This is a genomic window from Streptomyces sp. KR55 (genome assembly GCF_052245645.1).
GTDB lineage: Bacteria > Actinomycetota > Actinomycetes > Streptomycetales > Streptomycetaceae > Streptomyces > Streptomyces flavusporus.
The window spans coordinates 1-12959 of sequence record NZ_JBQQCE010000270.1 but is presented as its reverse complement, the minus strand read 5'-3'; the positions used below and the strand labels follow the sequence as shown (position 1 = coordinate 12959).

The 12959-nt window shown below is 69.9% G+C and carries 9 protein-coding genes; 5 read left to right on the top strand and 4 right to left on the bottom strand.

Annotated features, from left to right (window positions below):
* The first annotated feature begins 255 nt into the window (after positions 1-255).
* Positions 256-1557: a ribonuclease D gene (locus ACTWQJ_RS32090; protein ID WP_443310020.1), complete on the top strand. Its 1302-nt coding sequence runs from the start codon at positions 256-258 to the stop codon at positions 1555-1557.
* Between the two features lie 132 nt (positions 1558-1689).
* Here the strand turns inward: ACTWQJ_RS32090 and ACTWQJ_RS32085 are convergent, their stop codons facing one another.
* Genes ACTWQJ_RS32085 through ACTWQJ_RS32075 form a run of 3 tightly spaced genes read right to left on the bottom strand, consistent with a single transcriptional unit; the run spans position 1690 to position 4774 of the window.
* Entirely contained in the window at positions 1690-2520 is an 831-nt protein-coding gene (locus tag ACTWQJ_RS32085) for a carbohydrate ABC transporter permease (protein ID WP_443310019.1), read from the bottom strand.
* Positions 2517-3464, bottom strand: coding sequence for a carbohydrate ABC transporter permease (locus tag ACTWQJ_RS32080; RefSeq protein ID WP_443310018.1), 948 nt, complete (start codon positions 3462-3464; stop codon positions 2517-2519). The genes ACTWQJ_RS32085 and ACTWQJ_RS32080 overlap by 4 nt, the downstream gene beginning before the upstream one ends.
* The gene (locus tag ACTWQJ_RS32075; RefSeq protein ID WP_443310017.1) at positions 3464-4774 is read right to left on the bottom strand and encodes an ABC transporter substrate-binding protein; all 1311 of its coding nucleotides are present in this window, start codon (positions 4772-4774) and stop codon (positions 3464-3466) included. Before ACTWQJ_RS32075 ends, ACTWQJ_RS32080 begins: the two co-directional genes overlap by 1 nt.
* A gap of 164 nt (positions 4775-4938) precedes the next feature.
* Here ACTWQJ_RS32075 and ACTWQJ_RS32070 point away from each other — a divergent pair, with 164 nt between their 5' ends.
* The 4 genes from ACTWQJ_RS32070 (at position 4939) to ACTWQJ_RS32055 (ending at position 12019) form a co-directional block, all read left to right on the top strand.
* Complete coding sequence (locus ACTWQJ_RS32070) at positions 4939-7413, top strand: glycoside hydrolase family 2 protein (protein WP_443310016.1); 2475 nt, start codon at positions 4939-4941, stop codon at positions 7411-7413.
* Positions 7413-8441, top strand: a complete 1029-nt coding sequence (locus ACTWQJ_RS32065; protein ID WP_443310015.1) for a LacI family DNA-binding transcriptional regulator — start codon at positions 7413-7415, stop codon at positions 8439-8441. The genes ACTWQJ_RS32070 and ACTWQJ_RS32065 overlap by 1 nt, the downstream gene beginning before the upstream one ends.
* A 234-nt stretch (positions 8442-8675) precedes the next feature.
* Positions 8676-9893: a thiolase family protein gene (locus tag ACTWQJ_RS32060; protein WP_443310014.1), complete on the top strand. Its 1218-nt coding sequence runs from the start codon at positions 8676-8678 to the stop codon at positions 9891-9893.
* On the top strand, positions 9890-12019 hold the full coding sequence (locus ACTWQJ_RS32055) for a 3-hydroxyacyl-CoA dehydrogenase NAD-binding domain-containing protein (protein WP_443310013.1): 2130 nt from the start codon (positions 9890-9892) through the stop codon (positions 12017-12019). Before ACTWQJ_RS32060 ends, ACTWQJ_RS32055 begins: the two co-directional genes overlap by 4 nt.
* A 108-nt stretch (positions 12020-12127) precedes the next feature.
* Here the strand turns inward: ACTWQJ_RS32055 and ACTWQJ_RS32050 are convergent.
* The coding region (locus ACTWQJ_RS32050; RefSeq protein ID WP_443310012.1) for a hypothetical protein at positions 12128-12959 on the bottom strand (832 nt) is incomplete at its 5' end.

Genomic DNA, 12959 nt, shown 5'->3' with positions numbered 1-12959 from the left:
GGATGGTGGCGGTGGCCCTGCGCACCGGCATCATCCACTGACACTCACCGCACCTCCGATCCTTCGAACCGCCCCTCCCCCGCCCCTCCGCCTCACCACCACGGACGTGAACCGGATCGGCCGCCGATCCGCCCCGCCTCCCCCGCCCGTCGTGCACCCGGTCCCGCACCGGCCTGACTGGTTTACGACCCTCGCGCGCCCGTCGACGGAACGTTCCGTCGGCGGGCGCTGTCCATCCACGGATACCCTTGACAGGTGACCGACGCCCAAGACACCGCAGCAGACACTTCACTGCGAACCACCGGGGGCGCCCCTCCGGACGACGGCGGAACTTCTGCAGCAGGGGCGCCCGACCTGTCACCGATCCCTTTGCTGGAGCCGCGCGAGGGCATTCCGCCCGTGATCGCGGACGAGGCCGCCCTCGCGGAGGTCATCGCCGCCTTCGCCGCCGGCTCCGGCCCGGTAGCCGTGGACGCCGAGCGTGCCTCCGGTTACCGCTACGGACAGCGCGCCTACCTCGTGCAGCTGCGCCGGGAGGGCGCGGGCACCGCGCTGATCGACCCCGCCGCCTGCCCCGACCTGTCGGGGCTCGGCGAGGCGCTGTCCGGCGTGGAGTGGGTGCTGCACGCGGCCACCCAGGACCTGCCGTGCCTGCGGGAGATAGGCATGATCCCCACGCGGCTGTTCGACACCGAGCTGGCCGGACGGCTCTGCGGGTTTCCGCGGGTCGGCCTGGGGGCCATGGTCGAGAACGTACTCGGCTTCGTCCTGGAGAAGGGACACTCCGCGGTCGACTGGTCCACCCGCCCGCTCCCCGAGCCCTGGCTTCGGTACGCGGCCCTCGACGTCGAGCTGCTCATCGATCTGCGCGACGCCCTGGAGAAGGAGCTGGACCGGCAGGACAAGCTGGAGTGGGCCCGGCAGGAGTTCGCCGCGATCGCGTCGGCTCCGCCGCCCGAGCCCCGTAAGGATCCGTGGCGTCGTACGTCGGGGATGCACAAAGTACGGCGTCGGCGGCAGCTGGCCGTCGTGCGGGAGCTGTGGCAGATGCGGGACCGGATCGCCCAGCGCAGAGACGTATCGCCGGGCAAGGTTCTCAGCGACGCGGCCATCGTCGAGGCCGCGCTTTCCATGCCGTCGAATGTGCACGCTCTGTCGGCCCTGAACGGGTTCGGGCACCGGGTGGGGCGGCGGCAGCTGGAGCAGTGGCAGGCCGCGGTGGATCGCGCGAAGGCGTTGCCCGAGGACCGGCTGCCGCAGCCGGGGCAGCCGGTGGCCGGGCCGCCGCCGCCACGGGCGTGGGCGGACAAGGATCCGGCGGCCGCGGCTCGGCTGTCCGCGGCGCGCACCGGGGTGTCGGCGCTGGCCGAGCAGCTCAACCTGCCTCAGGAGAACCTGATCGCGCCGGACACCGTGCGGCGCCTGTGCTGGGAGCCGCCGAAGCCCGTCGACGGGGAGGCCATTGCTGCCACGCTGGTCGGGTACGGGGCCCGGGCGTGGCAGGTGGCGCTGGTCACGCCGGTTCTGGTGGCTGCGTTGTCCGCGAAGGCGCCGTAGAGGATTCTGTCGTGGGGCGGCTGCGAGCCCGTCGTGGCTGATCGCGCCCACGGTGGGGGTCCCCCGCTCGAGCGAAGCCGAGAGTGGGGGAGGAGCCGCATATCGATACAGCCCCGCGCCCCTAACAGCACCTCACCTGGTCGCTCCTTTCATGAAGCCGTTGTAGATGAAGCGCTGCAACAGCAGGAAGACGATCAGCGTGGGCAGGATGACCAGGACCGCGCCCGCCGAGACGGTCTCCCAGTGCGCGCCGAACGGGCCACGGAAGCGGAACAACGACGTCGACATCACGCCGAGATCCTCCGACGGCATGTACAGGAACGGGATGTAGAAGTCGTTGTAGACGGTGATGCCCTTCACGATCACGACCGTGGCGATCGCCGGTTTCAGAAGCGGGAAGATGATCTTTCGGTAGATCGTGAAGGCGTTGGCGCCGTCGAGGCGGGCCGATTCGTCCAGGGAGACCGGGATGGATCGTACGAACTGCAGGAAGATGTAGATCGACACGATGTCCGTGCCCATGTAGAGCACGATCGGCGCCCAGCGGGTGTCGAACATCCCGAAGCTGTTGACGATCTGGAAGGTCGCCACCTGGGTCGTCACCCCGGGGACGAGCGCGGCCACCAGGAACAGCGCCACCACCGCCTTCTTGAAACGGAAGGCGAAACGGTCGATCGCGTACGCGGCCATCGAGCCGATGAGGACGGTCCCGCCGATCGCGAACAGCAGGATGAAGGCGGTGTTCCCGAACGCCGAGAGCATCCGGCCGTCCTGGAAGGCCGTCACATAGTTGGAGAAGTTCAGCAGGTCGTCGGGCAGGGCGAGGGCCCCGCTGTCGTCGGCCATCTCGTCCTCGGACTTGAGGGAGGTCAGGAGGACGACGGCCAGCGGGAGCAGGACGACGACGGTCGCCAGGACCAGCGACAGATACACCAGGGTGCGGGCCACCGCGCGGCGCGTCATACCAGGTCCACCCTCTCGTCGGGGACGAGGCGCCGCTGCACCCAGGTCACCGCCAGGATGATCAGCAGCAGCACGACGGCCGCCGCCGAGGCGAGCCCCGTCTTGTTGAACTGGAAGGCCAGCTTCACGGTCTGGATCACAAAGGTCTCGGTGCCGGTCGCCCCGCCGGTCATGATGTACGGAATCTCGAAGACCGAGAGCGAGCCGGAGACGGACAGGATCACGCTCAGGCTGAGCACCGGCTTGATGCCGGGCGCGATGATGTGGCGGAACTGGTGCCAGCGGTTCGCGCCGTCCAGCTCGGCCGCCTCGTACAGCTCCCCCGGGATGGACTGGATCGCGCCCAGGAAGAGGACGAAGTTCAGCCCCAGATAGCGCCAGACCGAGACACCGGCGAGGGAGACGTTCGCGGAGGTCGGTGAGCCGAGCCAGGCGTGGTCGGGGTGGACGCCGAACAGGCTCAGCACCGAGTCGAGGGTGCCGCCGTCCTGGAAGAAGTAGAGGAAGACGAAGCCGATCGCGACCCCGTTGATCAGGTACGGGAAGAAGAGCACGCCCTTGAAGAAGTTCCGGAAGCGGACGTTGAAGCTGAGGATCGTGGCGAAGTAGAGGGCGACCACGATCTGTACGACGGAGGCGGCGAGGTAGTAGCCGGAGACGAAGAAGACCTGGAAGAGGTCTTCGCGGGTGAAGATCTCGGCGTAGTTGCCGGCGCCCGTGTAGTGCAGCTCGGGGCTCACGCCGTCCCAGTCGGTGAAGCTGTACGCGACCATGTTGGCGATCGGCGCGTAGGTGAAGACGAGCAGCAGCGCGAGCGGGGCGATCAGGAACAGCCAGGGGATGAGGCCCCGCCACAGGCGTGCCCTGCGCGGGGCCGGAGCCGCCTGTGGCGGCCGGGGCGCGAGGGCTGCCTCGGACGGGGCCTTCTCGGTGGTGTCCGCCATCAGGACCCCACGTTGCCCTGCGTCTCGGTCCACTTCTCGCCGAGGTCGCCCAGGAAGCCGTCCAGACTGCCCTCGCGGGCGCCGCGCGCGAGGTCGACGAGGTCCTGGCGGTAGTCGGGCTTGTAGATGCCGACCTCGGAGTCGTTGTCGATCAGCTTGACCTTCGCGCCCGCGGAGTCGTCCAGCTCGATGAGCTTCACGCCCGCGTCCTCGTACGGCTCGAGCACCTCGGGCAGGGGTGCGTCCTTCAGCGGTGAGATGGCCAGGTTGTCCCGGTCGTAGCCGGACTTGTCGGTGAACCAGTCGATCCAGGCGCGGGCCGCTTCCTTGTGCTCGGAGTGGATGTTGACGGCCTGGTTGTAGTCGGGCGCGAGGGTCGCGCAGAAGGTGCCGTCCACCTGCGCCGGGAAGGGCATGAAGCCGATGTCGTCGGGGTTCGTGCCGGCCTGCCGGGCGGCGTCCTGGAACTGGATGATCGCCCAGCTGCCGAGCCACTGGGTGGCGATCTCGCCCTTCGCCAACCGAGGCTTGGACGACTCCCAGTTGGTGGTCGTCGGGTCCTTCTCGGCGAGGCCCTGCCGAACGATGTCGTACAGCAGCGTGTCACCGACGCGCAGGTCGGCGCCCTCGGCCCAGGGATCGCCCTCGGCCAGTTCGGTGGTCGCCTGCGGGTCGCAGTGCACCGAGCCGTTGACGTACGTCCATGAGGTCAGCGGCCACTGGGCGGCGAAGTTGGTGTAGTAGGGGATGGCGTCGGTCTTTGCCTTGATGGTCTTCAGTCCGGCGAGGAACTCGTCGGGCGTGGTGGGCCATTCGGTGATGCCGGCCTCCCGCCAGACCCGCTTGTTGTAGACGAAGCCGGGCATCACGCCGATCGGGCTCTGGCCGTAGACCTTGCCGTCGACGGTCGAGAAGTCGGTGAACCGGTATTTCTTGCTGCGCTCGGCCACCGTGCCCAGCGAGGCGAAGAACTTCGGGTAGTCGTCCTTCTTGATCACCGCGGGGATCATCAGGACGTCGCCGTAGTTCTCCGTGTTCATCCGGATCTTGACCTCGGCCTCGTAGTTGGTGAGGGCCTGGAACTCGACCTGCACGTCGGGATAGGTCTTGTTGAACGCGGCTGCGTACTTTTTCATCGTGCCGTTCTGCACGAGGTCGGTCCGGTGGGTGAGGACCGTGATCGTCCCGCTCACCTTCGACGGATCGACCGGCGCCTTCGCCTCGGCGCCCTTTGACGTACCTCCGGTTCCGGTGCAGGCGGAGAGCAGCAGGGCGGCCGCTGCGGCGGCGAGGACTGTACGGCGGTTCATGTGCATCAGCTCCGTTCTCGGGAAGTTCTCGGGACGGACGAGCACGTGCGGTTTGGCTGATTCGGCACTCTGACAGCGCTTTCTCAACCGGTAAAGTCCCAAACCCGCCAAGGATGACTGGCACTCGAGAACACCGTGGATAGACCGGTTCAGAGGGAGAGCGCATGCTGGAGGCCACACCGCTCACCGACGGATGGACCGTGCGGCACGAGGGGGATGTCCTGCCCGCCGCGGTGCCGGGCTGTGTGCACACCGATCTGCTGGCCGCGGGGGTCATCCCGGATCCGTTCCTCGGGCGGAACGAGACCGAGGTGGCGTGGGTGGGGCGGCGGGAGTGGACGTACGAGAGGGATGTCGCCGCCGTCTCCCCGCACGAGCAGACCGACCTCGTCTTCGACGGGCTCGACACGGCCGCCGAGATCCTGCTCGACGGTCAAGTCCTCGGCCGGGTGCGGAACATGCACCGCTCCTACCGCTTCGACGTCACCGGTCTCCAGGGGCGGCTCGCCGTCCGGTTCGCCTCCGCGTACACCGAGGCCGGGGCCGTGCGCGACCGGCTGGGTGAGCGGCCGGGCGCGTATGCCGAGCCCTACCAGTACATCAGGAAGATGGCCTGCTCCTTCGGCTGGGACTGGGGGCCGACGCTGGTGACGGCCGGGATCTGGCGGCCGGTCCGCCTGGAGCACTGGTCGACGGCCCGGATCGCCCGCGTGCGCCCGCTCGTGACCGTCGAGGAGGGCACCGGGCGCGTCGAGTTGTACGTCGACGTCGAGCGGACCCGCGTCGAGGCCGAGCTGGCCGTGGAGGCGCGGGTGGGCGCCAGGCGGGCACGGGCGGAGATCGACGGGACACGGGGAGTCGTACGGCTGGACGTGCCGGACCCGCAGCTGTGGTGGCCGCGCGGGTACGGCGAACAGCCGCTGTACGACGTGGAGTTGACCCTGCTGCAGGGAACCGACGCCCTTGATGTCTGGCGGCGGCGCATCGGCTTCCGCACCGTCGGGCTGGACACCTCGGCCGATGCACATGGCACCGGATTCACCCTCGTCGTCAACGGCGAACGTCTCTTCGCGCGGGGTGTCAACTGGATCCCGGACGACGTGTTCCCGTCCCAGATCACCCGCGAGCGCTACCGGCGCCGACTGCGGCAGGCGGCCGACGCCGGGGTGGACCTCGTGCGGGTGTGGGGCGGCGGGATCTACGAGAGCGAGGACTTCTACGACGCCTGCGACGAGCTGGGGCTGCTCGTCTGGCAGGACTTCCCGTTCGCGTGCGCCGCCTACCCGGAGGAGCAGCCGCTGCGGGGTGAGGTGGAGGCGGAGGCCCGCGAGAACGTCGTACGGCTGATGCCCCATCCGTCGCTGGTGCTGTGGAACGGCAACAACGAGAACCTGTGGGGCTTCCGGGACTGGGACTGGGAGCGACGGCTCGCCGGTCAGTCGTGGGGCGAGGGGTACTACCTGGGTCTGCTGCCGCGGGTGGTGGCCGAGTTGGACCCGACGCGGCCGTACACGGCGGGCAGCCCGTGGTCCGGATCCTGGGACCATCACCCGAACGACCCGGCGCACGGCACGCACCACTCCTGGGAGGTGTGGAACCGCACCGACTACGCCGACTACCGCCGCCATGTCCCCCGGTTCGTCGCGGAGTTCGGCTGGCAGGCGCCTCCCACGTACGCCACGCTGCGGCGCGCCCTGCCCGGTGGGGACCTCGCGGCCGACTCCCCCGGCATGCTGCACCACCAGAAGGCGGACGACGGCAACGGCAAGCTGCGCCGCGGACTGGAGCGGCATTTCGCCTTCCCCGAGGGCGACTTCGACCGCTGGCACTACCTCGCGCAGCTCAACCAGGCGCGTGCCGTCGCCGCCGGGATCGAGTACTGGCGGTCGCACTGGCCCGTGTGCGCGGGGGCGGTCGTCTGGCAGCTCAACGACTGCTGGCCGGTGACCTCATGGGCGGCGATCGACGGGGACGGGCGGGAGAAACCGCTGTACCACGAGCTGCGACGGCTGTACGCGGACCGGTTGCTGACGGTGCAGCAGCGGGACGGCCGGCTGGTGCTGGCGGTGGTCAACCAGGCCGGGCGGGCGTGGGCGGGTGAGGTGACGTTGCGCCGGATGTCCGTCGAGGGCGGGGTGATCGGCGCGGCGGACGTGGGCTGCACGGCCGGGCCGCGGGCCGTGACGGTGGTGCCCGTGCCGCAGGAGCTGGAGCCCGTCGGGACGAAGGAGTTCCTGGTCGCGGATGCGTGGGGGTCCCCCCGCTCATGGGGGTCCCCCCGCTCATGGGGGTCCCCCCGCTCGAGCGAAGTCGAGAGTGGGGGAGAAGTCGAGAGTGGGGGAGAAGTCGAGAGTGGGGGAGGGTTGCGGGCCCTGCACTTTCCCGCGCCGGACCGCGACATCCCGTACCCCCGGCCGGAGTTCGACGTCGGGCTCGTGCCGGGCGGGATCACGGTGACGGCCCGCACCCTCGTACGGGATCTGCTGCTCCAGGCCGACCGGCTCGACCCGGACGCGCGGGCCGATCGCGGGCTCGTGACCCTGCTCCCCGGGGAGCAGGTGACGTTCGGCGTCAGCGGCTGGAAGACTCCCGAGGCGGCCGCCGCCCGAGCTGCCCTGTACTGCGTGGAGCCCGTCTGATGACCACTCCCCGCGTCACCATCAAGGACGTGGCCGCGCGCGCGGGCGTGTCCAAGGGTGCCGTGTCGCTCGCCTTCAACCACAAGCCGGGACTGTCCGAGGCGACCCGGGACCGGATCTTCCGGGCCGCCCAGGAGCTGGGCTGGGCGCCGAACCTGACCGCACGGACACTGGCCGGGGCGCGGGTGGACGTGGTGGGGCTGGCGATCTGCCGGCCGGCGCAGATGCTCGGGCTGGAGCCGTTCTACATGGAGTTCATATCCGGCCTGGAGGGCGTGCTGACCGAGCACTCCTGCTCGCTGCTGCTGCGGCTGGTGAAGAACCTGGACGAGGAGGCCGGGCTGCTCGACTCCTGGTGGAGGGGGCGGCAGATCGGCGGCTCGATCCTGGTGGACTTCCGGGCCGACGACCCCCGGGTGGCCGTGGCCGAGCGGCTCGGGCTGCCGGTGGTCGCCGTCGGTCATCCGTCGCTGACCGGCGGGCTGACCTCGGTGTGGACCGACGACGCCACGGCGGTCACCGAGGCGGTGCGCTATCTGGCCGCCCTGGGGCATCGGCGGATCGCCCGGGTGGGCGGTGCGGCGACCCTCGGGCACACCGCGATCCGTACGGCCGCGTTCGACGAGGCGGCACGCGGACTGCAGCTGGCCGGCGCCTGGCAGGTGGCGACGGACTTCTCGGGCGACGCGGGCGCGCGGGCCACCCGGTCGCTGCTCACCGCGTCCCCGCCGGACCGGCCGACGGCGATCGTGTACGACAACGACATCATGGCCGTGGCGGGGTTGTCGGTGGCGGCGGAAATGGGACTGAGCGTCCCCGGCGACGTCTCCCTCCTGGCCTGGGACGACTCCCAACTGTGCCGCCTCACCCACCCGACACTCTCCGCGATGAGCCACGAAGTGCACGGCTTAGGGGCGGACGTGGCGAGAAACCTGTTCGGCCTGATCACGGGCGAGGGCCCAGGCTCGCATCCAGTACCGACGCCTGTACTGACCCCCAGAGGCTCCACAGCGCCGCCGCAGGGATAGGCCCGGCCCGGCTGTGGGCAGTCGTTCCGCAGGGCGATGGGGGTCCCCCCGCTCGAGCGAAGCCGAGAGTGGGGGAGGGTGGGCACAGCCAACAACGCCGGGCATTTCCTCAGACGCGACCAGCTGTGTGACCTTCACCGCTCGACCCAGCAGGACTGTGCAGCTACGTTACTCATTAGTAGCATGGTCATAAGCGCGCGCTCAGCGCCCCCGCACCTCTGGAGGAGAGCCATCGTGCCTCGTACCGTCAGGGACGTCGTCTTCGTCGACGGCGTCCGCACCCCGTTCGGCAAGGCGGGCCCGAAGGGCATCTACCACGAGACCCGCGCCGACGACCTCGTCGTGAAGGCGATCCGGGAGCTGCTGCGCCGCAACCCGGGTCTCGACCCGAAGAAGATCGACGAGGTCGCCATCGCTGCGACCACCCAGATCGGCGACCAGGGCCTGACCCTCGGCCGCACCGCCGGCATCCTCGCGGGCCTCCCGCAGTCCGTCCCGGGCTACTCCATCGACCGCATGTGTGCCGGCGCCCTGACCGCGGTGACGACGACCGCCGGTTCCATCGCCTTCGGCGCCTACGACGCCGTCATCGCCGGTGGTGTCGAGCACATGGGCCGCCACCCCATGGGCGAGGGCGTGGACCCGAACCCGCGGTTCGTCAGCGAGAAGCTGGTCGACGAGTCGGCCCTGTTCATGGGCATGACCGCGGAGAACCTGCACGACCGCTACCCGCACATCACCAAGCAGCGCGCCGACGAGTACGCGGTGCGCTCGCAGGAGAAGGCCGCCAAGGCGTACGCCAACGGCAAGATCCAGGCCGACCTGGTGCCGATCTCCGTGCGTCGTACCAACGCCGAGGCCGGCGAGACCGGCTGGGGCCTGGTGACGGCGGACGAGCCGATGCGCCCGGGCACCACCCTGGAGAACCTGGCGGGCCTCAAGACCCCGTTCCGCGTCCACGGCCGGGTCACCGCCGGTAACGCGGCCGGTCTGAACGACGGCGCCACCGCGTCGATCATCGCGAGCGAGGACTTCGCCCGCGAGAACAACCTGCCGGTCAAGATGCGCCTGGTCTCCTACGCCTTCGCGGGCGTCGAGCCGGAGGTCATGGGCTACGGCCCGATCCCGGCCACGGAGAAGGCCCTCGCCAAGGCCGGTCTGTCGATCGAGGACATCAACCTCTTCGAGATCAACGAGGCCTTCGCCGTCCAGGTCCTGGCCTTCCTGGACCACTACGGCATCGCCGACGACGACGAGCGCGTCAACCAGTACGGCGGCGCCATCGCCTTCGGCCACCCGCTGGCCTCCTCCGGCGTCCGTCTGATGACGCAGCTGGCCCGCCAGTTCGAGGAGCAGCCGCACGTCCGCTACGGCCTGACCACCATGTGCGTCGGCTTCGGCATGGGCGCGACGGTCATCTGGGAGAACCCGCACTTCGAGGGGGACAAGTGAGCACCACCGCTGAGCTGTTGAAGGGTGCGGCCGAGCTGTTCCCGGACGAGGTCGTCACCCAGGCGCACGTACGCCACTTCGATCTGCCCTTCCAGGCCGGGCGGTTCGCCCTGATCACCCTGGACAACGGGCACGACCACACCAAGCCGACCACCTTCGGCCCGGCCTCGCTGGCGAACCTCAACACCGCCATCGACCAGGTCGAGAAGGAGGCCATGGACGGCGACATCGTCGGCGTCGGCATCACCGGCAAACCGTTCATCTTCGCGGTCGGCGCCGACCTCAAGGGCGTCGAGCTCCTGAAGGAGTACGACCACGCGCTCGCCATCGGCAAGGGCGGCCACGAGGTCTTCAAGCGCCTCGCCGGCCTCGCCGTGCCGACCTTCGCGTACTACAACGGTGCGGCCATGGGCGGCGGCGTCGAGGTCGGTCTGCACTGCACGTACCGGACCGTCTCGAAGGCCGTCCCGGCGTTCTCGCTCCCCGAGGTGTTCCTGGGCCTGGTCCCGGGCTGGGGCGGCTGCACGCTGCTGCCGAACCTGATCGGCGCGGACCGCGCGGTCAGCGTCATCATCGAGAACTCGCTCAACCAGAACAAGCAGCTCAAGGGCCAGCAGGTCTTCGACCTCGGGATCGCCGACGCGATCTTCGAGGGCGCCGACTTCCTGGAGCAGTCGCTGCTGTGGACGGCCTCCGTCCTCAAGGGCGACATCGAGGTCGAGCGCCCGGTCATCGACCGCACCGAGGCCTGGGACCAGGCCGTCGAGCGCGGCCATGCCTTCGCCGACTCCAAGGTGCACGGCGCGGCCCCGGCCGCCTACCGCGCCCTGGACATCATCGCCGCCGCCAAGAACGGCGACCTCCAGCAGGGCTACGACGCCGAGGACAAGGCCCTCGCCGACCTGATCATGGGCGGTGAACTGCGCGCCGGTATCTACGCGTTCAACCTGGTGCAGAAGCGCGGCAAGCGTCCGGCGGGTGCTCCGGACAAGTCGCTGGCCCGCCCGGTCACCAAGGTCGGCGTCGTGGGTGCGGGCCTCATGGCCTCGCAGCTCGCCCTGCTCTTCCTGCGCCGCCTCGAGGTACCCGTCGTCCTGACGGACATCGACCAGGAGCGCGTCGACAAGGGTGTGGGCTATGTCCACGCCGAGATCGACAAGCTGCTCGGCAAGGGCCGGATCAACCAGGACAAGGCCAACCGCCTCAAGGCGCTGGTCTCCGGTGTCCTGGACAAGGCCGAGGGCTTCGCGGACGCGGACTTCATCATCGAGGCCGTGTTCGAGGAGATGGGCGTCAAGCAGCAGGTGTTCGCGGAGGTCGAGGCGGTCGCCCCGGCGCACGCGATCCTTGCCACCAACACCTCCTCCCTGTCGGTGTCGGAGATGGCGTCGAAGCTGAAGCACCCCGAACGGGTCGTCGGCTTCCACTTCTTCAACCCGGTCGCGGTCCTGCCGCTGCTCGAGATCGTCCGCGGCGAGCAGACCGACGACGCCTCGCTGGCCACCGCCTTCGGTGTCGCCAAGAAGCTGAAGAAGACGGCGGTTCTGGTGAAGGACGCCCCGGCGTTCGTCGTGAACCGCATCCTCACCCGCTTCATGGGCGAGATCCAGAACGTCATCGACGAGGGCACGCCGGTCGAGGTCGCCGAGAAGGCGGTCGAGCCGCTGGGCCTGCCGATGTCGCCGCTGGTCCTGCTCGAGCTGGTCGGTCCGGCGATCGGCCTGCACGTCTCCGAGACGCTCAACAAGGCGTTCCCGGACCGCTTCACGGTCTCCCCGAACCTCAAGGCGGTCGTCGAGGCGGGCAAGCGCGGCTTCTACGTCTACGACAGCGGCAAGCCCGAGCTGGACCCGGAGGTCGCCGCGCTGCTGAAGCAGGGCGACACCGTCCTCACCGAGGAGCAGGTGCGGACCCGGGTGCTGGACGCGGTGGCGCAGGAGATCGGGCTCATGCTCGACGAGGGCGTCGTCGCCGAGGCCCAGGACATCGACCTCTGCCTGATCACGGGCGCCGGCTGGCCCTTCCACCTGGGCGGCATCACGCCGTACCTGGACCGTGAGGGTGTCTCCGAGCGGGTGAACGGGAAGCGGTTCCTGGCCCCGGGTGTGGCGTCGGTTCCGGTGTAACGGCCGTACGGCGTAAGTGAAAAGGGCCCCCACGGTGTGGGGGCCCTTTTCACTTACAGCTCCAGGGCGTTCCTCCTCGGGCACCCGCCGCGCGGCACCACACGCCGCTCAGACAGCCTGCCACGCGGTCAGCGCCAACCCCGGCTCGTCCTTCTGCCGGGTCAGCCGCAGTCGGCCGTCCGGTGTCGCCGTCGCGGCGACGACACGGCCCTCGGTGTCCTCCGCCAGCGCGACCCGCGCGCCCGCCGGCAGCTGGGCTCCGGACTCGGTCCACCACAGGCCCGCCGCCTCCTGCTCGGTGGGATACGCCGCGAAGGCCACCCTCCCGGAGGACGAACGCTGGGCCAGCAGGGTGCAGTCATGGCCCTCGAGGACGCAGCGCAGGGCCGCCACGGGCCCTGGCCCCGCGGCAGCGACCAGCGCGATCGGCTCACCGCCGGGACGCCAGGCGTACAGCATGCCCTCGGGGTCCGCGTAGAACAGCGTCGTGTACTCCTTCGAGGTGGGCAGCGCGCTCAGCGTGCCCGGCTCGACCCGTACGGGCAGCGGGTCGGCCGCGACCGGACGCGCGCCCGGCTCCTGCTGCAACCAGCGCAGGACGCCCGTGGGGCTGGTGGCGTACACCTCGACCCGTCCCGACTCCCCCGTGACGGCGACGAGTTCCTCGTCCACCTTGGAGCCCCTGAGGTCGTGCCAGCCGTTCCAGCCGCCGCGCTCCTTCTGGTTGATGGTGTGGACGCCCCTGCCGCGGTTGCGGACGAAGACGTAGGCGCGTCCTTCGGCATCGACGGCCACGGCGGGCATCCCGGTCCGAGCGCCCTTCTTGTTGGGGTGACCGATCGGAATCCAGTCGAGGGCGGCGAGGTGGGGGCGGAAGTGCGTGGAGTGAACCAGGCCCGCCTCGCCGTTGGCAGTGGGCCGCCAGGCCACGAGGTGCGCG